The 26,428-nt window shown below is 70.5% G+C and carries 21 protein-coding genes; 11 read left to right on the top strand and 10 right to left on the bottom strand.

The features are described 5' to 3' along the window. Nucleotides 1-205: 205 nt before the first annotated feature. Nucleotides 206-907 (top strand): hypothetical protein, encoded by a 702-nt coding sequence (locus AB0J67_RS11690; protein WP_363479934.1) that lies wholly within the window; start codon nt 206-208, stop codon nt 905-907. On the opposite strand, the gene AB0J67_RS11685 is transcribed toward AB0J67_RS11690, so the two are convergent. Continuing rightward, on the bottom strand, nt 901-1,806 hold the full coding sequence (locus AB0J67_RS11685) for a cellulose binding domain-containing protein (protein WP_363479931.1): 906 nt from the start codon (nt 1,804-1,806) through the stop codon (nt 901-903). The genes AB0J67_RS11690 and AB0J67_RS11685 overlap by 7 nt on opposite strands. Nucleotides 1,807-2,197: 391 nt before the next feature. Further along, complete coding sequence (locus AB0J67_RS11680) at nt 2,198-3,286, bottom strand: DUF2855 family protein (RefSeq protein ID WP_363479928.1); 1,089 nt, start codon at nt 3,284-3,286, stop codon at nt 2,198-2,200. A gap of 359 nt (nt 3,287-3,645) precedes the next feature. Between AB0J67_RS11680 and AB0J67_RS11675 the strand changes: the two genes are divergently transcribed. Further along, on the top strand, nt 3,646-4,470 hold the full coding sequence (locus AB0J67_RS11675) for an ATP-grasp domain-containing protein (RefSeq protein ID WP_363479925.1): 825 nt from the start codon (nt 3,646-3,648) through the stop codon (nt 4,468-4,470). Between the two features lie 237 nt (nt 4,471-4,707). Here the strand turns inward: AB0J67_RS11675 and AB0J67_RS11670 are convergent, their stop codons facing one another. Next, nucleotides 4,708-5,058, bottom strand: a complete 351-nt coding sequence (locus AB0J67_RS11670) for a hypothetical protein (protein WP_363479922.1) — start codon at nt 5,056-5,058, stop codon at nt 4,708-4,710. 283 nt (nt 5,059-5,341) lie between these two features. On the opposite strand from AB0J67_RS11670, the gene AB0J67_RS11665 reads away from it, so the two are divergent. Further along, nucleotides 5,342-5,992 carry a hypothetical protein gene (locus AB0J67_RS11665; protein ID WP_363479919.1) on the top strand — a complete coding sequence of 217 codons (651 nt, stop codon included), beginning with the start codon at nt 5,342-5,344 and terminating at the stop codon, nt 5,990-5,992. Nucleotides 5,993-6,281: 289 nt separating this feature from the next. Here the strand turns inward: AB0J67_RS11665 and AB0J67_RS11660 are convergent, their stop codons facing one another. Together AB0J67_RS11660 and AB0J67_RS11655 are read right to left on the bottom strand one after the other, a co-directional pair. Continuing rightward, a complete protein-coding gene (locus tag AB0J67_RS11660; RefSeq protein ID WP_363479916.1) occupies nt 6,282-6,746 on the bottom strand; it encodes a DUF4259 domain-containing protein in 465 nt (154 codons plus the stop codon). 281 nt (nt 6,747-7,027) lie between these two features. Then, the gene (locus AB0J67_RS11655) at nt 7,028-7,429 is read right to left on the bottom strand and encodes a hypothetical protein (RefSeq protein ID WP_363479913.1); all 402 of its coding nucleotides are present in this window, start codon (nt 7,427-7,429) and stop codon (nt 7,028-7,030) included. 481 nt (nt 7,430-7,910) lie between these two features. Here AB0J67_RS11655 and AB0J67_RS11650 point away from each other — a divergent pair, with 481 nt between their 5' ends. Beyond that, entirely contained in the window at nt 7,911-8,624 is a 714-nt protein-coding gene (locus AB0J67_RS11650; RefSeq protein WP_363479910.1) for a hypothetical protein, read from the top strand. Between the two features lie 187 nt (nt 8,625-8,811). Here AB0J67_RS11650 and AB0J67_RS11645 read toward each other — a convergent pair whose 3' ends face one another. Continuing rightward, nucleotides 8,812-9,414, bottom strand: a complete 603-nt coding sequence (locus AB0J67_RS11645) for a hypothetical protein (RefSeq protein ID WP_363479907.1) — start codon at nt 9,412-9,414, stop codon at nt 8,812-8,814. Between the two features lie 478 nt (nt 9,415-9,892). Between AB0J67_RS11645 and AB0J67_RS11640 the strand changes: the two genes are divergently transcribed. From AB0J67_RS11640 to AB0J67_RS11630, 3 genes are all read left to right on the top strand, one after another. Beyond that, the gene (locus tag AB0J67_RS11640; protein ID WP_363479904.1) at nt 9,893-10,549 is read left to right on the top strand and encodes a HEAT repeat domain-containing protein; all 657 of its coding nucleotides are present in this window, start codon (nt 9,893-9,895) and stop codon (nt 10,547-10,549) included. A 212-nt stretch (nt 10,550-10,761) separates the two neighbouring features. Next, nucleotides 10,762-10,962 carry a hypothetical protein gene (locus AB0J67_RS11635; RefSeq protein WP_363479901.1) on the top strand — a complete coding sequence of 67 codons (201 nt, stop codon included), beginning with the start codon at nt 10,762-10,764 and terminating at the stop codon, nt 10,960-10,962. A 129-nt stretch (nt 10,963-11,091) separates the two neighbouring features. Then, a complete protein-coding gene (locus tag AB0J67_RS11630) occupies nt 11,092-11,544 on the top strand; it encodes a hypothetical protein (protein WP_363479898.1) in 453 nt (150 codons plus the stop codon). Nucleotides 11,545-11,756: 212 nt separating this feature from the next. On the opposite strand, the gene AB0J67_RS11625 is transcribed toward AB0J67_RS11630, so the two are convergent. Continuing rightward, nucleotides 11,757-14,111 (bottom strand): tetratricopeptide repeat protein, encoded by a 2,355-nt coding sequence (locus AB0J67_RS11625; protein ID WP_363479895.1) that lies wholly within the window; start codon nt 14,109-14,111, stop codon nt 11,757-11,759. 221 nt (nt 14,112-14,332) lie between these two features. Here AB0J67_RS11625 and AB0J67_RS11620 point away from each other — a divergent pair, with 221 nt between their 5' ends. Beyond that, nucleotides 14,333-15,154 carry a peptidoglycan-binding protein gene (locus tag AB0J67_RS11620; protein ID WP_363479892.1) on the top strand — a complete coding sequence of 274 codons (822 nt, stop codon included), beginning with the start codon at nt 14,333-14,335 and terminating at the stop codon, nt 15,152-15,154. 32 nt (nt 15,155-15,186) lie between these two features. After that, nucleotides 15,187-15,852, top strand: coding sequence for a hypothetical protein (locus AB0J67_RS11615; protein ID WP_363479889.1), 666 nt, complete (start codon nt 15,187-15,189; stop codon nt 15,850-15,852). Between the two features lie 46 nt (nt 15,853-15,898). Here the strand turns inward: AB0J67_RS11615 and AB0J67_RS11610 are convergent, their stop codons facing one another. Further along, complete coding sequence (locus tag AB0J67_RS11610) at nt 15,899-16,639, bottom strand: SDR family NAD(P)-dependent oxidoreductase (protein WP_363479886.1); 741 nt, start codon at nt 16,637-16,639, stop codon at nt 15,899-15,901. 49 nt (nt 16,640-16,688) lie between these two features. Here AB0J67_RS11610 and AB0J67_RS11605 point away from each other — a divergent pair, with 49 nt between their 5' ends. Together AB0J67_RS11605 and AB0J67_RS11600 are read left to right on the top strand one after the other, a co-directional pair. Further along, nucleotides 16,689-17,633, top strand: a complete 945-nt coding sequence (locus AB0J67_RS11605; protein ID WP_363479883.1) for an AraC family transcriptional regulator — start codon at nt 16,689-16,691, stop codon at nt 17,631-17,633. Beyond that, nucleotides 17,630-18,454, top strand: a complete 825-nt coding sequence (locus tag AB0J67_RS11600; protein ID WP_363479880.1) for a metallophosphoesterase — start codon at nt 17,630-17,632, stop codon at nt 18,452-18,454. Before AB0J67_RS11605 ends, AB0J67_RS11600 begins: the two co-directional genes overlap by 4 nt. 119 nt (nt 18,455-18,573) lie before the next feature. Here the strand turns inward: AB0J67_RS11600 and AB0J67_RS11595 are convergent, their stop codons facing one another. Both AB0J67_RS11595 and AB0J67_RS11590 read right to left on the bottom strand, forming a co-directional pair. Further along, entirely contained in the window at nt 18,574-24,003 is a 5,430-nt protein-coding gene (locus tag AB0J67_RS11595) for an RHS repeat-associated core domain-containing protein (RefSeq protein ID WP_363479877.1), read from the bottom strand. Nucleotides 24,004-24,639: 636 nt separating this feature from the next. Further along, nucleotides 24,640-26,412 (bottom strand): hypothetical protein, encoded by a 1,773-nt coding sequence (locus tag AB0J67_RS11590; protein ID WP_363479874.1) that lies wholly within the window; start codon nt 26,410-26,412, stop codon nt 24,640-24,642. Nucleotides 26,413-26,428 lie beyond the last annotated feature (16 nt).

The raw sequence follows: 26,428 nt of genomic DNA, 5'->3' as shown, positions 1-26,428 counted from the left end.
GAGGCGACCGCCGCGGCGCTGAAGCTGCGCTGGCGGGCCGCCCGCGAGACGCTGCTCGACGAGGGCCGCTGCTGGCGCCTGCCGGCCGCGCTCGACAGCGTCGGCGCCCCGGCACACCTTACGATTGTCGACGCCCGAGCTCGCGGCAACTTCTGGTAAATACGGGTAAACCGGATGATGGCTTCCCTACCGTGGGTGGTAGGCCGTGTACTTCGAGATGTTCGTCAACCGGGGCATCCACCACAAGGGCTGGACCGCGGTCACCCGGCACTCACTGCCGTGGGAGCCCGGACAGATGCCCGCCTATGACGACGACGTCTGGGAGCTGTACGCCCCCGACGACTGGACCCAGGCGCGCGACCTGGCCGCCCAGCATCCGGACAAGCTGTGCGAGCTGCAGCGGCAGTTCCTCATCGAAGCCGCCAAGTACAACGTCCTGCCGCTGGACGACCGCCGGTTCGAGCGGTTCGACGCGGACCTGGCCGGCCGCCCCACCCTGATCCGCGGCGACAGGCGGCTGCTGTTCGGCGGCGTGGGCCGGCTCAGTGAGAACTCGGTCGTGTCAGTCAAGAACAAGACGCACGCGGTGACGGCCCAGGTCACCATCCCTGACGGGCGAGCCCAAAGCGTGATCATCGCGCAGGGCGGCGAGTTCGGTGGCTGGTCGCTGTACCTCAAGCATGGCCGGTCGGCCTACTGCTACAACCTGCGCTGGTCCACGCCCTGTTGCTGCTGCTCGCCTTCTCGATGCCCCGACGGCGCGCGGACGCGCCGGACCGCGCCCCGTGCGGAGTCGGCCGGTAGCACGTTCGACGAGCAGTTCCTCGACGTCGCGAAGAGGGTCGAAGCGCGGTGCCGGCGTGCGGCGACCACGATCAACTCCGGTGGTGAGTGTTTCGTTCAGTGAGCCGCCGGTGGCGGAGGTGGCGGATCGATAGCGATGCTCAGCTGGGCGTACGGTCCGAAGTTTCCGGAGGCGTCCCAGGCACGCACCCGGACCGTGTAGACCCCGAAACCGGTGAACGGAACGTATCCACTGGTGCCGCCGACCTTGCTGATCAGCGTGCCGTTCAGGTAGACCTCGTACCCGATCAGGAATGTCTCGTCCGTTGCGGCGTCCCAGCGCACCGCCAGGCGGTCGGGGGACATGCCGCCGATCCGCAGGTTCACGGGCGCGGTGGGTGGCGTCGTGTCCGGCAGCTGCCCGACATGCAGTGGCGCGAACGGGGAGATGTTGCCGGCCGCGTCGACGGCCCGTACGCCGTAGGTGGTGACCATCGGTGGCGGTATCGGCATGGCGTAGCTGGTCGCCGTCGTGCTGGCGATCTGGGTGGTGCGGTGGAAGATCTGATATTCCACGACACCGGTGTCGTCAGTCGACGGACTCCAGGTGATGCCGGTCCACCCGCCCGTGACGAAGTGCACGTTCGCGGGCGTCGAAGGCGGGGTCACGTCGACCGCCGGCGGGCCGGAGCAGGCCGCGCCGTTGACCCGGCAGCCCTGCGGCTCGCCCACGCCGTCGGCCACCCAGCCGAAGCTGGTCGAGGCGCCGGCGGCCAGCGTGCCGTTCCACGCCATGTTGGTGAAGAGGAAACGGCTGCCGTCCCGGGTCATGGCTGCGTTCCAGTACGAGCCGAGCGTGGTGCCCGCCGGAAGGTCGAACTCGACCCGCCAGGAGGTCAGTGTCGCAGGGCCGGGATTGTGGACGGTCATCTTGCCGACGTAGCCGCTGGGCCACTGGCTCTCCTTGACGAAGGCCGCGGTTGCCGCATGTGCGGGGGCGGGTAGCAGGATGGTCGCGGCCATGCCTACGACTACTGCCGTGGCGAGACGAGCGATCCGGCGAGAGGGCGCACTTGATAGCCGCATATCGATGAATACTAGTGATGGCATCCATCGGCGGCAATGTCGTGGCTCGTCGTCCCGCCCCGGGCTCAAGGGGTCGGCGGTTCGAATCCGGCCGGCCCGACAGTGAGAGGGTTCCCCTGGTCACAGACCGCTCGCCGGTGGGCAGCAGATAAGGCAGGTAACCGGTTCGAACGGCGCTGGACCGTGTCGATGCTGCTGACTGTGCTCGACGGAAGCGTGCGCTGGAACGGAGTCCTGTGCGGAGGCGTGTCCGGCGATGACCAACTGAGCCCCGAACAGTTCTGCGACGACACCTGGGCAACACTAGGAGTTCTTGAGGGCCTGCGGCTCACAGCGCGACGACATGGGCCGTGCGGGCGGGCGTCCGGCCGGCGAGCACGTCCAGCCAGGCCGTACGCAGCGCTTCGGGCCCGTGCCCGACGTGGACGTCGACCCACTTCTCGGCCTCGGCCGAGAACCGCTGCCACGCCTGCGCGAAGCGCGCGTCCAACCCGGCCCGGCCCCAGTCGGCGGTCCGTTTGCGCATCTGATCGGGCGCGAAGAACACCGCCTGGGCGCTGGCTGCGTTCGGGGTCTGCGACGTCAGCCCGACGGCCACGTCGCGGACCAGCCGGTCGCCGAGGTGCGCGCGCAGCGCGGCGCGCAGGTCGGCCCGGCCGGACAGGTCCAGGTATGCCGTGGGGGCCGTCGGGTCCAGTTCGGCGACCTGGTCGTAGGTGAGCACCAGGTCGTAGCAGCCCAGGTCGCGGGTGAACGCGGCGTTGCCGGGGGAGGTCAGGCCCACCAGGAGCGGTCCGGTGCCGCGCAGTTCGAACGCGGCGGCGTAGGCGGTCTTGCTCGACGCCGACGACAGCACCAGCGTCCGCGCGCCGTGGAAGCCGCTGTCGACCAGGTGGTCGGCGAGCATGAACGAGGTGAAGAACAGCGGCCGGAACAGGATCAGCAGGTCTTCGCGGCCGGGCTCGTACGCGGCGTCGCCCGTGGTCAGCCGGTAGGCGTTGTAGGGCGAGGGCAGCTCGGCGCGGTGCGGGCTGGCGTCGCGGAACCCGTGCTCGTCGACCCGCTGCGGGCGCACCAGCAGGTGTGACGCGGGCGGCAGGTAGCCGTACAGGCGCCGGCCGGGCTCGACGTCGGCGACCGTGGACTCCTGCACCTCGCAGAAGCCCCACAGCGGCGGCAGCCCCCGGCCGGGGTCCAGGCCACGCGGCACGGGCGGGAAGAACTCCCAGTACCGGAACGAGTCGCCGAGGACCGCGTAGGTGATGTTGTTGGCGGTGACGCCGACCCGGTCCACCCGCAGCAGCACCTCGCCCTGGCCTGGCCGCGGCAGCGCCGAAGCGGCGACCGCCGCGTCGGCGAGGTCGTGGCGGGCCACGCTCATCGTCCAGGCGGCGGATGTGTCGGTGACACGGGTCATCGGTGTGCTCCAGTTCGACGCGGCGGTTGCGGTGCGGTGGACCTGCTCGGACACTGCCACGCCAGACGTGGCGCGCACATCGGCAAGATCGCCGGTTCCGCCACGCTCGTGCAGGACGGGATCACCAGCCGCTCCCGGGCATCTACTTCCGCACCGACCAGTCCGGGCGGATCACCGAGATGCGCGTGGGCAGGTGGCCCTGGGCCGAATACGAGCAGTACTGCTCCCCGTCCCCGGCACAGCTCGGCGGCTGACGCGGCAGGCAGGGCGCGCCGTCGGCGGTGAGCGGCCTGGCCGCGCCGGGCGGTGCAAGGAAGTCGCGCGACGGCAGTGCGGCAGAGACAGCAGAATCGTCGACCATGACCATCGCCGCCCCGGTGTCCGAGTTCCTGGTGGTGCCGCCGCGTCTGGACGACACCGCTGAGCTGCTCGCCGCAGCTGCCCGGCGTCGAGGCATGGCGGTGGAGCAGTTGGCCGGCCCGGTGGTTCCGGACCGGCTTCGGCGCGCTCCAGGCGGGCATCTCTACGGTGGACCGATCTTCGCCGGCGCGGTCGCCGCAGACCTCGACCTCGTGCTGCTTGAGCCGGCCGATGACTGGCTGGCCCGGCTGCCGTACGAGTACTCCCGCCGCGAGGTCACCCTCACCACACTTGGTGAGGCGCGCTGGTCCCGTACACCGATGTTCGTCAAGCAGCCCCGCGACAAGACGCTGCCGGCCGGCGTCTACGTCGACGGCTCCCGGCTGCCCGGCGACCACGTCCTTTCCGCTGACACTGCGGTGCTGGTCGCCGACATCGTGACGTTCCTGGCGGAGTATCGGCTGTTCGTCCTCGACGCCACAGTCCATGCCGCCAGCCGCTACGCGGTCAACGGCCGGCTGGGCCCGGCTTCCCTCGACGCCTGCCGACACCGCGATGCCGTGCTCGACTTCGCCGAGAGTTTGCTCAAGGGCTGCGCGGATAGCCTGCCCAGCGCTGTCGTCGTCGACGTCGGCCTGGTCAGCGATGCCGACCGCGGCGAGGAGCACTGGGCCGTGGTCGAGGCCAACATGGCCTGGTTCAGCACGAGCTACGCCGCCGACCCCGACCGGGTTCTCGACCTGGTGCTCCGCGCAGCCGGACCGCGCGATCGCCTTGCCGCCCGCGACCAGGTGTTCACCGAAGCTTCCACCACCTCTGGCTGACTCTCGCGCCACGGCCTACACGATGGATCAGCTCGCCCCGGCAAACGGGCAAGGAGAAGCTAATCTGCGAAGAGCGCTGCAAGTTTCGGCAGACGTCGACGGACCTCGTCGGCGTCCTCGAAGTCCCACCCCGGGCCGAGCTGCGGGTCGACATGGCCGTCGACATCAAGCCCAAGCCCGCGACAGTCACTACAGGCGCCGCCACCAGCTCGAACTCGATAGGTGTTCGGGACGTGGTCACAACGCCGGTCGCCTGATGCAGACGGGCTCGCAGCGCACGCCTACGCTGGTGATCTCTCCCGACCGGACGAGTTCTCGAATCGCGGCGACCATTCCGGCGATGCCGCCCTCGGGCACGATCACCTGGTCAACGGCCCAGAAGTAGCTGCCGTTGGCGCACTCGCCGGACACTCGCCACTTGTCGAGAAGTCGGCGAACCTCGTCAACACTGAAGATTGTCAGCGCCCAGCTGGACCCGTCGGTCAGCTCGACAAAAGCGTCGACGTTGGCAACAGACTCCGGGTCAGCCTTACCGAGAAGGAATCGCGCCACAAAGGTCGGCTCCTTGACGACCACGTCAGCGATCACGGAACGATCATCACATGAGTGCCAGACCGGCGTCATCCTGCTGGTCCTCGCGCCACAGCTGCTGCGATCAACTGAAGGCCCAGCCAGTTTCGCCGCTGCGGCCGAGCTGCACCTGCCGTACTAGTGAGTGGATGGATCTTCGTGACTGCCGTAGTCGCCGCTACCGGTCGAGCGCTCAGCCGCTCTTGATCGTCACTGCGGTCGTGGAACGTGCCTGGACGTCTCGGCTGGGGCACCGCGCGGGCGGCCGGTACTGTCGGTGTGTACCGCTACGGTGCCGCTCATGACGATCAAGAACGGCTGGATCTCGTTCGGGCTAGGCCGCTTCCGGCCCGTGTACGGCACCTACGGCGGCACACTGGGCGCGGTGCTGCCGGCACTGCCGCACGACCACCCTGGCGGCCTGCACGAGTGGATGCGCGAACTCGTTCCGCTCGGTGACCTGGCCAAGGGCGAGTTTGGAATGGACACCCTCGGCGGCGCGGTGGCCACGACCGGGCATCCGGCGGCACTGCCGGAGCCGTTCGTCGCGTTCATGGCCGATCCGGTGCTGCGGGACTCGGTGCCCACCTGCACCTCCTGCTACTGGGAGGCGGGCCTGCCGACGGCCGCGAGCCCGGTCCGCGAGGGCGCCCGCCTGGTGCGGTTCCTCAACGACCAGCAGGGCTGCGTGTTCTGGTACTTGCACCTGCTGCCCGACGGCAGCCACGAGGTGCTTGCCGGCTCCGAGGCCTACGACCAGCACGAGGTGGCGCCGGAGCAGGCGGCCGAGGACCTGTGGCGGGTGGCGTCCGACTTCGACGAGTTCATTGCCCGCTTCTGGATCGAGAACCTGGCCTGGTACGAGGTGGTCGGCCAGGGCCGCACCGATGACGAGCTGTCCGCACCCGTGCGGGCGTACGTGCTCCAACTGCCGGTCGACGCCGAGCGGTAGCGGCCTGAGGTACTCGTCTGACGCGAGGTCGGCCGGGCGGTGTCATCACCGTGGTGGGCCGCCGCACGGCCTGTTGATCACGGAAGTCGCAGGTCATGTGCCATGGTGATCATGTACTTCGGGTTCATGTAGCCCCGGAGACTTCGAGATTTCATCTCGAAGCTGTTCTTGCTGGTCGGCGGCCTTCCGGAGGGGCAACATTCAATTGCCCGGGCAAATTGGGAGCGAGTGGGTCGCTGCTGCGGCGCGGCGAAACAGGAGGGGTGCCCGCCGCTGAGTTCTCCGCTGCCTAGAACAGGGGCGGGGGAGTGTCGGTGATCTGCCCGCCATTACGCGGCTGTGCCAGCACTGCTCGAATGCTGCGGATGTTGTCGAACGCGGCGTCGGCGTGTGTGCCGGCGGCGTCCTGCCAGAGGTCGAGCCATTCGGAGTCGCCGGCCATGATCCGGTCGATGGCGTCCACCGCGAGTGCCGCCAGGTCTTCGGGTAGGTGCAGGCTGCCGCCGTCGAGTAGGAAGTCCGGCGCGTACGTGGAGGTGATCGGTTGGCCTCCAGGTAGCTGTGCGGCGACGATGGCTGCTGCGGCGATCGCTTCGCAGGCGTCGGAGGAGTCGAGGTAGTCGTCCTCGTCGGCGGCTCGGGTCAGGGTGACGCGGATCAGTGTCGGGCGGTCGTCGGGGCTGGCGTCGTCGAGTTCGCCGCACCAGTCGGCGGCAGTGTCGTTGTCGAACGGTCCGCTGTCCCAGGTCCCCACGCTGTCCTCCTCAAGGTCGACTGGCCTGCATTGTGGCATCGGTGGCCGACAGAACCTTGGCTGAGCCGTTGGCGCAGGTCAGCGTTGGTCTGAGGTCAGCGTGTAGCACCCGTGCTCCAGGCGAACGAAGCCGTCAGACACCACTGCGTGATGGTTGGGGGCATTCAACTTGGGATCCGGCTGGTCTGCGACCGCAGCGGAGCACAGGGCGATCGGCGTACAGGCCTCGACGTGTTCGATGATCTCCTCGGCCGTCCACGATGGTCCGGCAGGCCAGTAGATCATGTCGCTGATGTGCAGACATCCGGTTCGCCATCCAGACCCTCCAGGCACCAGTTGATAGATCGTTCGTCCCCGCCTTCAGCGGTCAGGAGTGTGCGCACGATGTCTATAGCGGCGTCCTTCGTAAGCGGATCAGGCAGCCGACCGGACCGTACGTAATCGAAGTGGTCCTCGGCGGCCACGCCGAAGTTCGCCCACCGCTCCCGGACGGCGTCCGTCAACCGCTCGGCGACCTCGAGGGCTTCGACGGCGTCATCGACCTCGGCGAGGACCTCGCCGTCGTCGGCGTCGGGAACCAGCGGCGGGGACTCCAGCAGATCGCCGAAGCGCTCACCGCCGACGTCCCAGCTCAGGTACAGCACCACCGTGTACCGGCCGTTGCCGCAAGGCTCGATGGCCACCCACCGGATGCCGCGACGCTCGTGGTGGAAGGCCAGCCCGACAAGGTAAATGTGCCGGTCAGAAGGCTGTGCCCCATCATGGGATCGGCCGTTCCTGCGTCCTGGGGACCAGTTGGGGGCTGGAAGCGCATCTTGACCGTGTGGCCCAGGCAGTGCAGAGGCCGTACAAGGCGGGTCCACCATATGAAGGATCGAGCCGCAGCGGCGACGACGAGCGGATCCCCACCCGTCTGGGTCCGCCGATGAGTGGATATCGGTGGGAGGCGGGGCCGGATGACGGGTGCCATGCCAGCCGTGCAAGATACCGTTTGTGCGTAGCGAGCGTCTGAGCTTCTCCGTTGAGTCGGTCCAGGCAGTGTCGGGAGGCTGGCGGCTGGAGGGTGAGCCGGGGTATCACCCGCGGCATTGGGCTCGTCCGGGAGACCGCTTCGACCGGGCCCGCCGCGAGCACGGCCGCGGGCCGCGGGATGTGGACCTGGTCGTGGTTGAGCTCACCGGGTCATTCGCCATCGTCACCGGCGTCGGTGGCGACCTGCTCAGGCCCGACGACATCGTGTCCGGCGAGCGTCTCATCGACGACATCGACCGGGCTGGCGAAAAGCGCCAGCGACCGGTCGACGCCACGGAACGCCTGTCCCAGATTCTGGGTCTGCCGGCGCTCGCCACGGCAGCCGATACCGGATGCGACTGGTCGCCGGCCGAGACGGAGCTCGGTGTTGTGCTTCCGGACGATTACAAGATGTTTGTCGACGCGTACGGCGCCGGCTCGGTCGATGACCACGTCATCGTCTGCGCCCCTGACGCGGCCCATGACTGGGCGGACCTGCTGCAACACAACACCTGGGCGCACGAGTGCGTCCGCCTCGACTTCGCGGGTCCTGGTAACTGGTCCGGAGACTGGCCGCTGGGTGAGGCGTCGCGTTGGACACCGAACCGTGAAGATGTCCCGTCCTGGTTCGAGCCCGGTGACAACCTGATCTCGTGGGGAAGCTCCGTCAACGGTGACTTCCTCTTCTGGCACGTCAGGACCGGCTCGGCGCCTGCCGACTGGCCGGTGGTGCTGAAGGAACGAGGGCCGTATTGGGAGCAGTGCAACGTCGGATTCTCCGCGACGCTGGTCGGACTGCTCACCGGCGAAATTCAGTCCGAGTACCTCAGCCGTTGGCTCGGCGGACCGCACTCCTACGCACTCTGACGACCTGATCGTGGTCGAGTAGCTTCCGGCCGCCCACGGCACATTGGGTTGCGACCCCACTCTGCTCAATGGTGCGGTTATCCACGCCTCGTGGCCGACGCAGATGGTGAGGTCGCAGTTGCCCGCGCCGGCGCCTGGGTGACCATGCCGTTTCGACGAGGTCAGTTTGGTCACGGCGGTAAGGGGGTCACAGCCCTGACGGGTGGTCGGACAGCCAGTCGCGATGGCGGTGCTTCAGTTCATCGCGCTGCTCGCGTGTGGGCAGGATGACGTCGGCCCCACCGTCGTACGGGTGGTAGAGCCAGCGCAGGTCTGCGGGCGCGAGCATGACGTTCGCGAGTTCGTCGTCGGCGACAGCTCGTAGCAGTCCGTCGATGCAGCGGGGTGTCCACTGCAACGCCTCGACGTAGAGCTGTTGATAGATCCGGTCCTCCGGCTCGTCGGTGGGGTCCTCTATGAAAGTTCGCCAGTGGTGTGCCCGAGGTGCGATCTCCGCGCGCCGCGGCCACCGCTGAGGTGTGAGCTCCTCGGTGTCGGTCCACTCGGTGGTGATGACGAGGACTACCGGCCCGGCTCCCAGTTGGTCGAGAACGGTGTAATGCCGGTCGAGCACCGTGCCGTACTCGCCTTCGTTCTCGGGATAGCGCTTGGAACCGGGCAAGCTGTGGAATCTGACCCACCGATCCGGGTAGCGCGAGCGCAGCAAATGCGCCATCGGCGGGCACACCGGCCACTGTTGCTCCCACAGGTCGGTCAGAGCCTGCGGCTGCGGGTACCGGTTGGAGATCATCGTGTAGTTCTACCGCATCAGGGAGATAGTCAATGCGGGGACCAGGCGGGGAGCACACGTCATGCGCGGGAGGAATCGCCTCCTGCTCAGGCGAACGTGAAGAGCGATTACATAGCGGGGGCGTGACGTGTGAGCGCCTTGGAGCCAACGTCCTGGGGGTCAAGGGGCCGTCGGTTCGAATCCGGCCAGCCCGACAGGGTAATCTGCAGGTCAGAAGGCTGATACTGATCATGGGATCGGCCTTTCTTGCGTGGCGGGGACCAGCTGGTGGGCTGGCAGCGCATCTTGACCGCTCGTCAAGTAGCCCCAGGTTGTGCGCCGCGGTGCTGACCAGCAGATCCGACCGAGCGAGGGGCTTCAGTCGGCCCGGCGTGTCGTTCCAACCCGTCCGGAGCTGTTGATGAGTGGATGATCGCTCGCCCGCGAGCTCAGCCGTCGCGACGCATTAATGGGTCGCACCATGGATGACAATGGCGCGATGGAGTTCTGGGATGTCGAGCTGGCGCAGATGCCGACGGCGCAGCTGTTTGCGGCCGCACAGATCGAGGTTCCCGAGGAGCACCCGGAGGACCATGTCCCACATCTGGTCGCTCTGCACCAGCGGCCCACCCGGGAGGTGTTCGATGTCGCAGCGTGCCTGCTGGTCGGCGGCGATCCGGCGACGCGGGAACTCGGCGCTCGCGTTCTGCGCGAGCTAGGGCCCCACGACGACGCAGGACGTCGGCCTTTCAGTGCCGAGGCGGTGCCGCTCCTGGTCGACAGGCTCGCCCAGGAGAGCGAGCCACGAGTGCTGGGGTGGGTGATCTCTGCGCTCGGCTACAACGGTGCACGGGAGGCGCTCGGAGAGGTTCTTCGGCTCACGGAGCACCCCCACTGGAGGGTTCGCTTTCACGTCGCGGCCGCACTTCCGTCGCTGGTGGACCCGGATCACATCGAGTCCAGGGCGTTGAACGCGCTGCAGCATCTGTGCGGGGACGACGAGGCTGACATCCGCTTCTACGCCCTGTACGCGCTGCTTGAGGAAGTCACCGGTGTCGACAGGGGCCGTAACACTCAGTTGATCATCGACCTAATGAACGACCCTGACGAGCAGATCCGCAGGCTTGCTCGCGAACACCACGACGCCTGCCACTGAGGACTCCAAGGGGCGGGCGGGCGTGGGTCACCCCTACCGGGATCGACCCAGCCTGCTCTGGCTGACTGACCACTCCTGGTGTGTCGGCACTGGGTCAGAAGGCTGGTCCCGATCATGGGATCGACCTTTCTGGTGCTCGTAGCTGAGGGATGCGGTTGACCTGTCCGGCGTGCCAGGCCCGCATCGACGGATAACAGCGCCAGGAGTTGCATTTGCTGCCCGCTATCGGCGGCTGGCTGCATCTTGTGATGGCCGTCGAGGAGGAAGTGCGTGAGCGCCCAATGGGTGATGTGGTCGCCCGAGCTGCCGTCTGGCTGGCAGACGTCGAGGATGGAGACGACAACCGAGGTCATATTCGCAAGCATGGTCAGAGCCATTCGCTGATCGCAGCAAGGTGGATGCTCGCCTGGTAGCGGACGGCGAGCTTGTCATAACGGGTGGCCAGGCTGCGGTTTCGCTTATCGCCAGGTTCAAGGCACGCAAGACGGAACCACCGCGACGTCGGCTAACGTCAACCGACGCCGACAAGACGGAGAAAGACCATGAAACTACCGCCCGGCGCGACCGGCTTCGGCACCATCAGCTACACCGCGCAAGAGGATCTCCGCGCGCTGGCAGCGATCTGCCACCACGCCGCACGCCGCACCGGCGCCACCGTCACCGACCTGCTACCCGTCGGCGCGACGCCAAACTTCCACACCGCGACGATCGCCTACTCCGACAGCGCAGTCGCGGTGCTGCGGCACGGACTGCTTCCCTGGCTCGCCCTCGCCCAGCCCGCGCCATCCGGGCAAGTCCCACGAGACTGGATCGATCGAGCCGACCTCGCCGATGCCATCCGCGAAGTGTCGGACCTGCGCCTTCTCACCCGCACCGAACTGCTCCAGCCGCCCACAACCGCAGACCTTGAAGACCTCCGCCCACACGAGGTCAAGCAGATCGGATACTGGCGCCCAACGACAGTTGGCGACCTACTCTTCAATCTCTGGGACTGACATCACCCCCATGATCATCTAGCCGAAGCGTCACGGATCAGCCGACACAGATCCGTCACGCATCAGGCGAAGCCCGACTCGAGCCAGGCACAGAATCGGCCGCTCACGGCCTGGCGACGGCCTACAGCGGATCTTGGGCGTGTCTGCCCTGGTAGGAACGTGCAACGCAGCGCAGTTCTGCTACTGAGCCGGCCGCCGGCCGGAGGCCGTCCTCACGGGGTGGCGTCCAGCCGGGCGCGGAGCAGCCGCGCGTTGTCGTGCCCGACCCGGTCCAGGATCGTCCAGGCCTCGTGCAGCGCGGCGCGGGCCGCGTCGTCGTCGCCCTGCGCGGCGAGGCTGTCGGCGAGGTTCTGCAGCGTGCTCGCCGCGCCGAACCGGTCGCCCTCGGCCCGGAACATGGCCAGCGCCCGCGCGTAGTACGTCACCGCCACCGCGAAGTCGCCGAGATGGTGGTGGGCGTACCCGAGGCTGTCCAGCGTGTCGGCCACCCCCTGCGAGTCGTCGACCCGGCGCAGCCGCTCCAGCGCCCGCTCGCAGTGCGAGACGGCCTCGCGGTACTCCCCGAGCAGCGCAAGCTGCCAGCCGACCGCGTTGAGCGTGTACGCCTGCCCGGCCGTGTTACCCGACGCGGTGAACAGCGCCAGTGCCCGCCGCGACTGCTCCAGCGCTTCGCGGTGCCGCTGTGACCGCTCCAGCGACTGGCCGAGGTTCAGGTGCGTCTGGGCCAGCCCGTCGGTGTCGCCGAGCTCGGCGAAGTGGTCCAGCGCCTGCTTGAGATGCCCGTGGGACTCGTCGTGCCGGCCCAGCCGGGAACAGGCCCGGGCCAGGTCGCGGTGCGCGTGCGCCTGCCCGGTCGGGTCGCCGTCGTGCTGCGCGGTCTGCAGCACGAGCTCCTCGATCTCCTGCCAGTCCGGCCACATCGCCCGCCGGTCGAGGTAGCCCGACAGTGCCCACGCGAGCTGCCAGGCGTGCGTGCCGAACCCGGTGCGGGCGGCCCGCCGGACCTCCGCCAGCAGCACGGGGTGCTCCACGTCGAACCAGGCGCCGGCCGCCGCGCCGTCGGCGAGTTCGCACGCCGCCGTGCCGTCGGCCATCGGCGCGGGCGTGATGTCGCAGAACGGCGGGTGCAGCAGGTTGGCGGCGCGGTGCGCGGTGTGCACGTAGTGGTCGAGCAGCCGCTGCCCGGCCAGCCGCCGCCGGTCCGGCGGGTCCAGCTCGTGGGCCAGCTCTCCGGCGTACGCGCGTACCAGGTCGTGCAGCGCGTACCGGCCGGGACGGTGCTCGCTGAGCAGGCCGGCGTCGACCAGCTCGGCCAGGGTCCGCCCGGCGGGCCCGGCGTCCACCCCGGCCAGGCAGGCCGCCGCCGCGAGGGAGATGTCCCCGCCCGCGGTCAGGCCGAGCAGCCGCAGCAGCCGCGCCGCGCCGGCGCCCAGCGTGCGGTAGGACCAGGAGAACACGGCGCGCAGGTCGGTCGACCCGTCACCGGTGCGCAGCGCGTCCAGCTCGCCAAGCTCGCCGTGCAGCTCGGCGGCGAGCTCCTGCAGCGAGAGGGCGGGTTGCAGGGCGGCGCGGCACGCCACGACGCTGAGCGCGAGCGGCAGCCGGGCGCACGCGCCGACGATCTCCGTGACGGCGGCCGGCTCGGCGCGCAGCCGGTCGGGGCCGATGCGCTCGGCCAGCAGCTGCGCGGCCTCGTCGGTGCTGAGCAGGTCCAGGCCCAGCACCCGGGCGTCGTGCGCCACCACCAGCCCGGTGAGCCGGCTGCGGCTGGTCACCACGGCCCGGCAGGCGGGCCCGCTCGGCAGCAGCGGGCGGACCTGGTCGGCGTCGCGGGCGTTGTCCAGCACCACCAGCACGGCGCGGTCGGCGAGCAGGCTGCGGTACATGCCGAGCTGGGCGTCCGGGGTGGTCGGTACGCGGTCCGGTGGCACGCCCAGCGCTTCAAGGAACCCGCGCACCGCCTCGCCGGGTGTCATCACCGCGCCCGACGGCTCGAATCCGCGCAGGTCGACGTAGAGCTGCCCGTCGGGGAACCGCTCGGCGGCGGTGTGCGCCCACAGCACGGCGAGGGTCGTCTTGCCGATCCCGGGCGGCCCGGTGATCACCACCGGTCCCGCTGCGGTGTCCAGCGTGGCCAGCTCGGGCTCGCGCCCGACGAAGCTGCGCACCCGGGGCGGCAGCGCCCGTGGCGTGACCCGCGGCTTCCCGGCGTCCGCGGGCCGTCCCGGCTTGGCGGGCACGTCCAGCGCGGGCTCGGTCAGCAGGTGCTCCACCGCCGCGTGGCGCCGCCGCCAGTACTCCTCGACGCCGAACCTGCGGGAGACCTGCGCGGCCCGGCCCCGGTCGCGGGCGTGGGCGTGGCAGCTCGCGACCAGCGCGCGGACCACCCGCCAGTCCGGCAGCCTGCCGACCTGCCCGGTGAGGATCGCGCCGAGCTGGCTCTTGCCGAGGCCCACCTCCGCCGCGAGCGCGCGCAGGCTCGGCCCGCCGGCCTCCTCGCGGAGCTGGCGCAGGTCGTCACAGAGCCGGGTGAGGAGGCTATGCGCGACATCACCGGCGGCAGGCATCATAATCTCCCATATCGATGGTTCGCCCCGAGCCTAGGCAGCCGCGCAGGGCCGGTCGTATCGATTAACCGACCGTGTCGGCTTGCTGACCCGAGGTGCCGGACGGCGGCGTACGCGCGGAGAGCGGCTGTAGCGACCGTGTACCGCGGGTGTAGTGGCCAGCCCTAGCGTGGCCGGCACCGGGCCACCGCCCGGTGCCGCCTCCGCCGTCGGGAGTACCCATGCTCACCAGAAGAACCGTCATCGCGACCGGGCTGGCCGCCGCCGCGGCCGCGCTGCCGGGCACGGCCTCGGCTGCGCTGCCCGTGGTCGACATGGAGACGGTCGTCAAGGCCGCGCAGATCGACCCGCGCCGCGCCGACTCGGCGATCACCCCCGGCAGCCGCGACGGCGTACGCCTGGTCGAGCAGGCGCTGCAGGCGAAGGGGCTGCTGGCGGCCACCTATGTCGACGGCCACTTCGGCACCAGGACCATCGACGCGTACGCCGCCTGGCAGCGCTCGCTGGGCTACACCGGCCTCGACGCGACCGGCCTGCCCGGCCCGACCTCGCTGCGGCTGCTGGGCGAGGGCCGCTTCACGCTGACCAGGGTGCTCTCGCCGGGCGCGGTGGCGACGTGGCGGGGCGTGCCGGTCAACGCGCGCACCAAGGCGATGCTGCTGGAGGCCGAACGGCTGCTCGGCCGCCAGTTCACCATCAGCCAGGGCTCCTACAGCCCGGGGGAGGACCCGACCTCGGCGGGCACCCACGACGGCGGCGGCGCCCTGGACCTGGCCGTGGACGGCCTGACCGCCACGCAGCGCACGACCTCGGTCCGGCGCCTGCGCGAGGTCGGCTTCGCCGCCTGGCTGCGCACGCCGTCGCAGGGCAACTGGCCCTACCACGTCCACGCGATCGCGCTGGCCGATACCGACCAGTCCACTCCGGCCCGCAACCAGGCCGGTGACTACTACCTCGGGTTCAACGGCCTGGCCAACCGCGGGCCCGACGACGGTCCCCAGGTGACGAAGGTGACGTGGGAGGAGTACCAGCGGGCGCGCTGAGCCGGCGAGGTGGACCGGGCATAATGTCGGATATGGTCCGAGATGCCATTCATGACGAGGTAGTCCGTGAGCAACTGGACCAGCTCGGGCTCAAACACTTCCTCGACGTGCGCGCCACGGTGCGCTCGCTGCTGGAGCACCTCGCCCGGCTGCAGCGCGCCGCGTACGCCGCCGTAGTCGCCGACCGGCTCGTCCGCGAGCACGAGAGCCTGCCCGCGCGCGAGCACGTCGCGTACGCGACCGACTGGCGGCCCGCGCTGGACGTGGTCTGGCGCGGCCTGGCCGGGGACGCGACCGCCGAGCCGGAGGTCGCGCACGCCGTCGGCTGCTTCTACCTGAGCCCGAACTTCGCCGACGCCCGCCGCGACGACCCGACCGACATGCCCGGCAACGCCGCGATGGCCGCCTTCTACGCCGCGGAGTCCTACCTGCACGGCTGCGTAGAGTTCGCCTCGTGGGCGGGCTGGCGCGGCTTCGACACGGCCGCCGTGCACGCCGCCGCCGACCGCGCCTGGCCGCGCCGCCGCCCGCCGGAGACGGACCCGCTGGCCTGGGAGCTGGCGCACCCGGCCATCCAGGCCGAGCTGGACCTGCAACTGGCCGAGATCGAGCTGCTCAGCGGCGAGGGCGCCGACCTGCTGGAGGAGCCGGCCAAGCGCCGGGAGTTCCTCACCCGGCTGCGCCGCCTCGCCGCGTGAGCAGAGCCGCGGCAACGCCGCGGCCGCGCCCCGTGGCCGGCGGGCGTCACCCGTCGCGCAGCATCGCGTCGGCGATCCCCGGCGCCACCCGCCGGACCAGCCGGAACGGCTTCGCCCGTCCCACCGCGATCACCGGCGTCCGGCGGGCCACGCCGGCCAGGATCTGGCTCGCGGCCGCGCCGGCGGGCAGCGCGCCGGCGTTGCGCCCGTCCGTCATCGGGGTCGCGACCAGCGGCATCAGTGCCTCCTGCACCGTCACCCCGGCGCCGTCATCCTCCCACTGGTAACGCAGCGCGCGCAGGAACACCGCCAGCCCGGCCTTGCTCGCGCAGTACACCGGGGCACCCTTCTTCGGCGAGTAGGCCAGGGCGGACGTGACCGCGGTGAACACGCCGCGGGAGCGGCGCAGGTGCGGCCCGGCCGCGCCCGCCAGCACGACCGGCCCCACCAGATCGGTGTGCACCTCGGCCAGCGTGCGCGCGCTGTGCTCGGCCGACCAGCCGCCGGTGAACGACTGCTGGTGCTGCACTGCGGCGTTGGCGATGACGACGTCGAGCCCGCCGAGCGCCGCGGCCGCGGCGCCGACCAGCGCGGCGCAGCGGGCCGGGTCGGCCAGGTCGGCGACCCAGCCGGTGACGCCGGGCCGCCGGACGGTCTCGGCGAGCCGGGCGGCGTCGCGCCCGCAGGTGGCGACGAGCGCGCCGCGCTCGGCGAGCAGGCGCACCAGCTCAGCGCCGATGCCGCTGGTGCCGCCGGTGACCAGGACGCGCTTTCCGTGGAAGTCCATGCCGCCAGCGTGGCCGAGCCGGGGCCGCCGCCGCTTGTACGATTCCGCCATGCAGGTGCGGGCCCCGGCACATGAGCGCACCGTCCACCCCGACCTCGCCCGCGCCGCCCTGCTCGGCGTACGCCGGAACGGTGGCGGCCCGGCCGCCGACACCGCCGCCCGGCTGCACGCCGCCGGAGACCCGGTGCCCGAGCGGCTGCACCACATCCTGCTGGCGGAGCTGGCCGGGCACGGCTGGGCGGCGCTCACCGGCGCGGCCGGGCACCTGCTGGACCGCCCGCGCGAGCACGACATCGCCGCGGTCATCGAGCGCGGATCGCTGACCGAGCTGCTCGCCCAGCTGCCGGCCATGCAGCTGCGCTTCCACGCCGGACACACCACCGACCTGCGACGCGACGGCGCATGGCTCGCGGTGACCCACCGGCCGCTGCTCGGCGCCATGCCGCACCTCGCCGAGAGCCTGTTCACCGCGGCGATCCACCAGGTCCTGATCGGCGCCTGCACGGGGCGGCGGCCGGAGGTGACGCTGTGCGTCGCCGACGGCTCCGAGCTGCCCGCCGACAGGCTCGACGGCGCCGGGCCGGGGCGCGTCACGGGCTGGCGGCTCGCCGTCGGCGGCCACCGGGAGCCGGGCTCGCCGACGGCCGCGGTCCGGCAGCTGGTCGCCGCGGATCCGGCCCGCCGCTGGCGGCTCGATGCCGTCGCCGCGCGCTCGGCCACCTCCACCCGCAGCCTGCAGCGGGCGCTCGCCGAGGCGGGCACCGGCTTCCGGGAGCTGGTGGGCGCGACGAGGCTGGGCATCGCCCACGGGCTGATCGTGCGCACGGACCTCAATCTGGCCGACATCGCGGCGGCGTGCGGGTTCACCGACCACGCCCACCTGACCCGCTGCGTCACCGCCCGCCACGGCCGCGGCCCGGCGGCGCTGCGGCGACACGACCGCCGGGACGAGTCTCGACGGGGCGGTCCCGCGATGGAAGGATTCGCCGGGTGACGGGATCCCTGCTCGCCGTGAGCGACCTGCATGTGTCCTACGAGGAGAACCGCCGCGTCGTCGACGGCCTGCTGCCCGCCTCGGACGGCGACTGGCTCATCGTGGCCGGCGACGTCGCCGACCAGTTCGCCGACGTCGAGCGGACGCTGCGGCTGCTGCGCTCGCGGTTCGCGAGCGTGATCTGGGTGCCGGGCAACCACGAGCTGTGGACCGTGCCCGCCGACCCGGTGCAGCTGCGCGGCGTCGCGCGCTACCAGGAGCTGGTGCGGATGTGCCGGGACAATGGTGTGGTCACCCCCGAGGACGACTTCCCGGTCTGGCCCGGCGTGGGCGGACCGGTCACCATCGTGCCGCTGTTCCAGCTCTACGACTACTCGTTCCGCGCGCCGGGCACCACGACCAAGGAGGAGTCGCTGGCCAAGGCGTACGCGTCCGGTGTGGTGTGCCGCGACGAGCTGCTGCTGCACCCCGACCCGCACCCGGACCGCGAGTCCTGGTGCTGGGCGCGGCTGGCCGAGACCGAGCAACGCCTGGCCGCGCTCGACCCGGCGGCGCGCACGGTGCTGGTCAGCCACTGGCCGCTGGTGCGCCAGCCCACCGAGGTGATGTGGTATCCGGAGTTCGCGCAGTGGTGCGGCACCGAGCGCACCGCCGACTGGCACGTGCGGTTCAACGCCGCCGTCGCGGTCTACGGCCACCTGCACATCCCGCGCACCACGCACTACGACGGGGTGCGCTTCGAGGAGGTCTCCCTCGGCTATCCCCGCGAGTGGGGCCGCCACGGCACCGACCCGAAGCCGATCCGCCGCATCCTCGACTGAGGATCATTTTCGGGGTCAGACCGTGCGGCCGGACCGCGCCGTGCGTCGATCCCAGTCCACAAAGCGGTGCGGGGCGGCCCCGAAAGGGACCGCCCCGCACCGCTTTCTTCAACGGGCCGTCAGGCTCCCACTCGCGACAGGATGTCGTCGGTGTGGAGCGGGTTCAGCGCGTAGGCGTGCCATTGCGCCGGGTCGGTCAGATCCCGCAACGGGTCGACGGAGATGAACCGACCCGTGGTGGGGTCGTACTCCCGCTCGCCGAGGTGGATCAGGCCGCTGTCGTCGGTGGTCCCGCCGACATAGCCCTGGGTGCCCTTCCACTCGGTGGCCCGCGGGCCACGCGGCTGGCCGTAGGGCATGCTGCGCTGCCTCGCGATGCTCAGGGTGCTCGGGTCGATCTGGGCGATGGTGGTGCCGTTGTGGTCGGCGAAGATCCACCGCAGCCCGGCGCTGTCGCGCACCGCGATGCCGTCGTAGTACCGGGTGCCCAGCGGGTTGGCCGTGCCGATCTTCACCAGCTCGGTGCCGTCGGGCAGGTACAGGGTCTTCTTGTTGGGGCTGCTGGCGATGAGCCGGTTGCCCATGGTGTCGTAGATGTAGGTGGTGGTGACACTGCCCTCCGCCACGGTGCTGAGGCGGCCTTCGGCGTCCCAGGTGAGCGTCTGGGTGGTGCCGCTCGGAGTCGTCCGGCTGGTGGTGTTGCCGGCCGCGTCGTAGCCGAAGGTGCGGGTCGGGCCGGCCTTGGGACCGGTCCCCGTGATCGTCTTGACCTGGTGCGGGGCGACTCCACCGGCGGCGCCGACGGTGTCGGTCCAGGTGGTGTCCCCGCCGACCGGGTCCTTGTCGGTCTCGGTGAGCCGGTTGCCCACCGCGTTGTGGCTCCACTGCCGCCAGTACGGGTCGGGCCCGCCTCGCTGGGCCGTGGTGCACGAACCGGGCACCTGGGTCCAGGCCTCGCTCAGTCGCTGCAGGCTGTCGTACCGGAAGCATTCCTGCTGCTCGGCCACGGCGTTGGTGGAGCTGCGGATCGACGTCATGATGCCGGCCGCGTTGTAGAGGTACTCGTCGTTGGCGAGCTTCGAGTTGCCGTACTCGCCCGGGACCCCGGGGGTCTCGGTGTTGAGGAAGACGCTCGACAGGCGCCGGCCCGGCGCGCTGTAGTTGCTCTGGATGCGGACGTGCTTGTCCGCACCGCCCAGGAACCGGTTGTAGATCAACCCGTCGAACTGGTAGATGGTGTTGTCCAGGTAGACCGCCTGGCTGGCGTTGGTGGTCAGGCCCTTGGGCAGGCCGGTGATGGTGTTGTACTGCTGCGTCACCGTCTCCTGCGGCAGGCCGCCGACACCCGGGAAGGTCTGGGTGTTCAGATCACCGTTGATCTTGTAGCTGTAGTTGGTGGAGTAGGTCAGCGTCGCGCCACCCGTCCCGAACCCGGGCACCGTGTAGGTGGCCGACAGCGGCCGGTAGCCGTCGTCGTAGCCCGTGATGGTCTGGATGTAGCTCTGCCCGCCCTCGTACCGGGTGGCCGAGACCAGCTTGCCGCGCGCCGCGCCGTCGTACGTCCACGACGCCCGCAGGTTGCCGGTGGACGAGTCCTCCCGCAGGTGGGTCGTCCGGCCCAGGCCGTCGTAGGTGTAGTGGAGCGACTTGTTACGGCCGTCGGTGGTGGACAGGACCTGCCCGGCCGCGTCGTAGGTGACGGTCGAGGTGCCGGCGTCCGGGTCCACCGACTGGGTCCTGCGGCCCAGCAGGTCGTAGGTGTAGGCCCAGGTGTTGTTCGCGGTGTCCTTGACCTGGGTCAGCCGGCCGAGCCGGTCGTAGCCGTAGGTCGTGGTCGCCGCGACGGTGCCCGCCGGGGTGCCACCGGAGTGCTGGCGCAGCTCGGTCACCAGCCCACGCACGTCCTTGAAGGTCGTGGTGGCGGTGCCGCCGGACGGCGGGGTGACACTGACCTTCTTCTCACCGTCGTAGGCGGTGACGGTCTGCCACAGCTGGCCGGCGGTGGTGCCGTTGCCGGCCCACTCCTGCTCGTTGGTGACCCGGCCCAGGTTGTCGTAGACGTAGCGGGTCTGCTTCTTGGCGTCCTGGTCGTTGACCGCGCGCAACGTCGTCGAGGGTGCCTCGGCCGCGTACACCATGGTGGTCTTGTCGACCTTGCCGATGCCGTTGTAGACCGTGTCCTCGATCTTGGAACCGCTGGTGGTCGCGGACAGGGTCTGCTTCTGCCGCGGCCGCAGCATGCCGTCGAAGATCTCGAACGACTCCAGCTGCTGCCCGGTGGGCATCAGCGTCCTGGTCGTCACCGTCGCCGGCGCGCCGAGGTGGTAGACGTACTCGACATCGGGAACCACGCCGGAGGTCCCGCCGTTGGCCCGGTTGTTCTGCCACATCTTGGCCAACCGGCCGTCGGCGTTGTACGAGGCCAGAATGACCTTGCCGTTGACGTCGATCACCGCGGTCGGCCGCCCGTTGCGGACGTCGAGGTTGATCGCCGTGTCCCAGCGCTGGCCGTTGGCAGACGGACCGGTGACGGTCATCTTGGTGACCGGGCCGCCGGTGACCGGGGTGTAGGCCGTGGTGACCTGCCGGTTCAGGGCGTCGAACGAGTCCAGGACCCGCCCGTAGCCGTCATAGGTGGACCGCTGCGACTGCTGGAAGTCGCCGGCCACCAGCGGGTAGGCCGTGACCGCCTTGGCGACCTGCTCGACCGTCGGCAGGCCGCGCGTCGGCTCCGCCCCGTACACCAGGCCGTCGTACTGGGTCCGCGACGCCTTGAGCACCGACTGCGCGGTGGGCGTGGCGGCGCAGTTGGTGGTCCACTCCTGCTTCTTCAGACCGATCAGCCACTTGGTCGTGTTGGCCGTGGCGTACTCGGTCATGGTGCAGGTGTCGTCGGTGGCGACGGCGGTGTCACCCTCGTCGGTCACCTTGGTCTGCAGACCGTAGGTGCCCTCGAAGTCGGTGCGCACCCGGCTCTCCCGCTGCGACCCGTCGGCCATCTTGGTCGACCGCCGCGTCTCGGTCTCCCGGATGCGGGCGGCGTAGATGGTCGGGTTCGGCGCCGCGAACGCCAGCGAGCCGGTGGCCGTGACGGTGTAGATGTGCCACTCCGACGACGTCCAGTTCGTCCGATCCGTGTTGACCGGCCCGTCGAAGGCCCGGACCCGGGCCACCTTGCCGGTCAGCGACTCCTTGTCCGGCCGCGCGCCGTCGACGTCGTCGATGAGGTTGACCACCCGGGTCCCGTGACCCCCGGCGGCGGTCCAGTCACCGTGCAGCCCCCGGTAGAACATCGTTTCGTAGACTTCCTTGGGACCGTTGCCCGAGGAGTCGGAGTGGGTGGTGGTGACCGTCGGGTATCCGGCCCAACGCGACCAGGTCCGCAGCCACGTCGGGGTGTGCCACGCCTGGTCGTGCTTCCACAACGTGGTGGTCGACGATCCCAGCGTGCTGTAGCCGTACTGCCAGCGTTCGGTCCGGCCGCCCGCCACGTGGTCGACGACACTGACCTCGTTGACGACGTACTTGTGCCACCACGACAGCCCGTTGTTGTTCTGCGCGTAGCAGCGCTTGGCGTTGAAGTCGACCTGGGTGGGCAGGGTGGAGCTGGTGCAGTCCTGGGCCGAGTAGGTCACCCGGGTCATCGCGCCGGTCCCGTTGTCGACCTGGGCGAGCCGCCAGTGCTTCATCTCCGGGTTGCCCGCGCTGTAGTCCACCCGGTTGGCCAGGTCGGTGCCGCCCATGACGAGCGGGTTGACGAACCCGGGGCGGGTCAGCTGGCTCAGCCACAGCGACGGCGACGTGCCGTCGGAGTGGGTCGGGTAGGTGTGCGTGAGCTCCCACCGGTTGACCATGCCCCACGTGCCCGAGCCCGGCTGGAACACCTGCGTCTCGATGGCGCCGAGCCGGTAGAGGTCGAAGAACGTCGGCGTGAACTGCCCACAGGTGGTGGCACCCACGGCACAGAACTGGTCCCACGGGGTGTCCGGCCAGTTCACCCAGTTGGCGGGGGTGGCCGGGTTGCAGGTCGTGGTGGTCCCGGTGCAGCGGGTGAACGCGTCGAACTGCACCCGGCCGGTGTGCGCGCTGCCGATGGTCAGGTTCGCGCCGTAGACCGCCGCGGTCAGCCGGCTGCCGTGGTCGTACGGGTACACGCTGGCGCCGTTGTTGCCGCCGTAGCTGCCGCGGTCGCGGTACCACTCGTAGTCGATGACGTTGTCGTGCGTGTCCACGACCCGGTCCAGGTTCCACCGGTACGGCATCTGGCAGTGCGAGGCCGCGAACCCGGTGCTGCTGTAGCAGGGCTCACCGGCGTTGTTGCCGAACACCTCGACCGACAGCGGGCCGCCGTACTTGCCGTTCGGGTCGTTGCCGTTGTTCGGACCGCCGGGCCGCCGGGACCCGAAGAAGTAGCGGGTGCCGTCCGGAGTGGTCACCTTGAAGGACTCGCCGTCACGGACGCCGTTGTCCAGGCCGGTCACCCGCTCGACCTTCCAGCCCAGCGAGTCGTCCTCGGCCTTCCAGCCGGTGTCCGCCGCGATGAGCCGGGTCGTCTTGCCGTTGAGGGACAGCGTCACCGGCGAGGTGGCCACCCAGCACAGATCGCCGCCGGTGTACGAGACACCGTCGTTGCGGCACAGCCGGTAGGCCCGCTCCACGTAACCGGGGTGGTAGTCCCAGCCTTCGCCGACCCAGGACGCCTGGGTGTTCTTCGAGCTGGTCAAGCCGTCGACCCGGGCCGAGGAGTAGGTCAGCGCGACCTCCGGCTCCAGCCCGCCCGGCGCGGGCGGCAGCTGGACCGGCACCTTGTAGGTGAAGTCACCGGCCACCGAGCCCGCCGACCAGCCGTTGTCGTCCGCGAACGGGGTCGCGGCCCAGTCGCTGGTCTGCGACAGCGGCGTGGCCGACCAGTTGCCGGTGCCCGACGCCTCGCCGGCCATCACGGCCAGCACGATCCGGTCGCCGGCGGCGGCGCTTTGCATGGAGCCGCCGGAGCTCATGGAGCTCGACGTGCCGAGGTCGACGGTGGTCGACACCTGGTCGGTGGCGATGCTGTTGGCGCCCTGCGGCGCCTGCGTGCGGCAGGTGGCGACCGTCGGGGTCGTCACCGCGCACGCCGGCATCGCGACCAGCCGCAGCCGGTCGCCGTAGTTGGCGCCGTACGCCCGGGCGAACGCGGCGTAGTTCACCGACACCTGCAGCAACGCCGGCGAGGTGAACGTCTCGCTGGTCGACAGCGACACCACCACGCCGCGCATGCCCAGCGACTGCGACGCCGTCTGGGCGTAGGTGGACACGGTCAGCGTGCCAGTCAGGGCGGCCTGGTACCTGAGCCGCTCACCCTTCATGATCCGCTTCTCCATCTCGGCCTCGCTGAGTCCGGATGAGGTGGGCACCGTGAGCGTGATGGGCAGTCCGCCGGGTGTCACCGTGCTGGCGATGCCCATGTCGCCATCCAAGCTCGACGCGAGCGTGCCACTGCCCAGGTTCACCACCGCCGAACCGGCGACCGGCCACGCCGGCGCCGCGGGCGGCGTCCACTGTGGCATGGTCGGCACCTGCGGGGCCTGATAGGGCAAGGGCGACGTGGCGACAGGCTGCTCGGCCGGCTGGCCGTCGGCAGCCAGCGCCGCAGATGGGGGAAGACCCACCGCGAACCCGGCTGCCAACACCGAAACCACACCGACGTTCAACCAGGCACGTCTACGCGTCAACGGACCAAGACGTTCGCGCACCGATCCTCCCGAGATCGATTGACGGGAATCGCAAAAGCGTGATGAGGCTAAGGCATAACCCACCTCGCCAAGCCCGCTGCGCGTCGCGCCGGCTACCGTCGGCGGCGATCTACCAATCCCGACAGTGACGACGACCGTCGGTTTTGGACCGCGTCTCGGCATAGACGTCTCCGCGAGGCGGCTACGACCCCGCGGCGATCACTAATAGTGATCGGTCACAATTTGATTACATTGATCATGTAACGGTTGGGCCCGCTACCACCGCTGACCGGTGACTGCCTGCGCGTACTTAGTTGGGACGGGTGACTGAGGGTGACCGAGTTGTGGCAGAAACGCGGAAAGTCGGAGGTTCTTGCAGATCCGCGACCCGGTGACCTCGACCACCTCGCGCTCAACGCCTCCGGCGGCGTCCGGGCCGGGGCTCCGCGGGGCGGACCCGGCCCGAACGGATCAGGCGCAGCTGTAGCCCTCGTAGGCCTCGTCGCGGGCGGTCTTGCCGCCCGGCACGCTCATGGTCACCACCCATTGCACGGTGCCGACGTTCGGTGAGGAGTCCGGACCCACCGCGACGGTGGTGGAGCCGCTGAACGAGGAGCCGCCGCCGGAGAGCGAGAAGCTTTGCATCGAGCCGCTCGGGCCGGCCTGGCCCCGCGGGCTGACGCCCGGCGGCGCGTCGCTCACCGAGACGCTGACCGAGATCCGGACCCGCCACTGGCCGCCCTCCTTGGCGCAGGTGGTGCTGCCAGTGCCGCTCAGGGAGGTGTTGTAGGTGCGGGCCGGGGTGGCGCTGGGCTGCGGCCCCTGCGTGGTCGGCTGCGGGTTCTCGGGCTGCGGCGCCTGCCCGGTCGGTTGGGTGCCGGGCTGCGGCCCCTGTGTCGTCTGCCGCGGGTTGGGATCGGCGGGCGGGGACGCGCTGACGCCCGGGACCACCCCCGGCGCCTCGCTCGGCAGGCTGCCGTCGGTGGTGGTCGGGCCGGCGGACCGGGCGCCCTGCGGTGCGCCGGCGGCGTCGTTGACGGGCGCCTGCCCGCCACCGCTGCCGCCGAACGCGATCCAGGCGACGATGGAGACGGCGAGCACCGCGGACAGTCCTCCCGCGACCGGCAACGGCCACTTTGCCTTGCGGCCGGACCGGCTGGTCGACGGAGCCGCGAGCCCTCGGACGCGCGGACCGTCCCGGCGCACCCGCCGGGTGGTGTCCCGGCTCTCGCGGCGCCGGACGGGCGGCGCTTCGTCCCGGCGGGCGGCGTCATCGTCGTCGGGGGCGGCGAGCCGGTGCAGACCCGACCGTGAGCCGCGGCTCCGCCGCTCGGGGACCGCGTGCGCCGCCGGTGCCTCGGCGTAGCCGGGGGAGTCGGCGTAGTCAGGTGAGGCTGCGTAGTCGGGTGAGGCTGCGTAGTCGGGGGAGTCGGCGTAGTCGGCGGGTCTGGGCTCCTCGTACGGCTCGTCGTACTCGCCGTGGTCGTACTCGGTGGCGGCGCCGTACGGCGGGTCGCCGGGGTGCGGGTCCGCCTCGTAGTACTCGTCGGCCGCCGGACCGTGCCCGGCCCCGTGGGGCTGCGGGTCCTCGTAGCGCTCATCCAGGTCGGGATCCTGGTCGGCGTCATGGGATTGCGGTGCCGCATGCCGCTCGTCGTACGCGTCGTCGACGCCCGGGACGTGGCCCACCGCGTAGGGCGCCGGGACCACATAGGGCCGGTCGTCCGTCGCGGCAGGGCCGGCCTCGACCGGCGGGTCGAGATAGGGGTCCACCTTCGGTGCGGGACCCGGGCCGGCCTCGGCGGGCGCCGGGACCACATAGGGCTCGGCGGGAGCAGGATCGTTCTTGGTCGAGAAGAACTTCGCGACGTTCGACGCCGCCTTGCGCTCGTACTCCTGCCGGGGCTCCTGATCGGGGTCGTAGGCGGGCCTGGACTGCAGGCGCCACAACGCGTCCGCCCAGTACTTCACCTCGCGGTCGTTGATGCCGATGGCGCGCACCAGCGCCACGACCATCTCCTCGGGCGGCAGGGTGTCATTGCTCAGTGCCGCGGCGATGATCGTCTCCGGCAGCACGTAGCCCTTGGACTTGGCTACTTCCTCGATCTCGGGCAGTGGCAGCCCGGACGCCTCGACGAACGCGCCGAGCAGCGCGACGAACTCGGCCGCGGTCTGCGCATCGGCCGGGTCGGGCCGACCGTCGTCCGCGATTCCGTAGAGCGCGCGCTCTTCATTTGGGCGCAAGGCTTCCTCCCCGACC

Source organism: Catellatospora sp. NPDC049609, from assembly GCF_040675365.1.
In the GTDB taxonomy this organism is placed as follows: Bacteria; Actinomycetota; Actinomycetes; order Mycobacteriales; family Micromonosporaceae; genus Catellatospora.
The sequence above is the reverse complement of the archived record's forward strand: the minus strand, read 5'-3'. Positions and strand labels throughout refer to the sequence as shown.

Excerpts from the sequence above, each read along its gene's own strand:
- AB0J67_RS11685 (WP_363479931.1), bottom strand. The coding sequence starts at position 1,806 with ATGGCCGCGACCATCCTGCTACCCGCCCCCGCACATGCGGCAACCGCG.
- AB0J67_RS11680 (WP_363479928.1), bottom strand. The coding sequence starts at position 3,286 with ATGACCCGTGTCACCGACACATCCGCCGCCTGGACGATGAGCGTGGCC.
- AB0J67_RS11675 (WP_363479925.1), top strand. The coding sequence starts at position 3,646 with ATGACCATCGCCGCCCCGGTGTCCGAGTTCCTGGTGGTGCCGCCGCGT.
- AB0J67_RS11665 (WP_363479919.1), top strand. The coding sequence starts at position 5,342 with ATGACGATCAAGAACGGCTGGATCTCGTTCGGGCTAGGCCGCTTCCGG.
- AB0J67_RS11645 (WP_363479907.1), bottom strand. The coding sequence starts at position 9,414 with ATGATCTCCAACCGGTACCCGCAGCCGCAGGCTCTGACCGACCTGTGG.
- AB0J67_RS11640 (WP_363479904.1), top strand. The coding sequence starts at position 9,893 with ATGGAGTTCTGGGATGTCGAGCTGGCGCAGATGCCGACGGCGCAGCTG.
- AB0J67_RS11630 (WP_363479898.1), top strand. The coding sequence starts at position 11,092 with ATGAAACTACCGCCCGGCGCGACCGGCTTCGGCACCATCAGCTACACC.
- AB0J67_RS11625 (WP_363479895.1), bottom strand. The coding sequence starts at position 14,111 with ATGCCTGCCGCCGGTGATGTCGCGCATAGCCTCCTCACCCGGCTCTGT.
- AB0J67_RS11620 (WP_363479892.1), top strand. The coding sequence starts at position 14,333 with ATGCTCACCAGAAGAACCGTCATCGCGACCGGGCTGGCCGCCGCCGCG.
- AB0J67_RS11615 (WP_363479889.1), top strand. The coding sequence starts at position 15,187 with ATGGTCCGAGATGCCATTCATGACGAGGTAGTCCGTGAGCAACTGGAC.
- AB0J67_RS11610 (WP_363479886.1), bottom strand. The coding sequence starts at position 16,639 with ATGGACTTCCACGGAAAGCGCGTCCTGGTCACCGGCGGCACCAGCGGC.
- AB0J67_RS11605 (WP_363479883.1), top strand. The coding sequence starts at position 16,689 with ATGCAGGTGCGGGCCCCGGCACATGAGCGCACCGTCCACCCCGACCTC.
- AB0J67_RS11595 (WP_363479877.1), bottom strand. The coding sequence starts at position 24,003 with ATGCCACAGTGGACGCCGCCCGCGGCGCCGGCGTGGCCGGTCGCCGGT.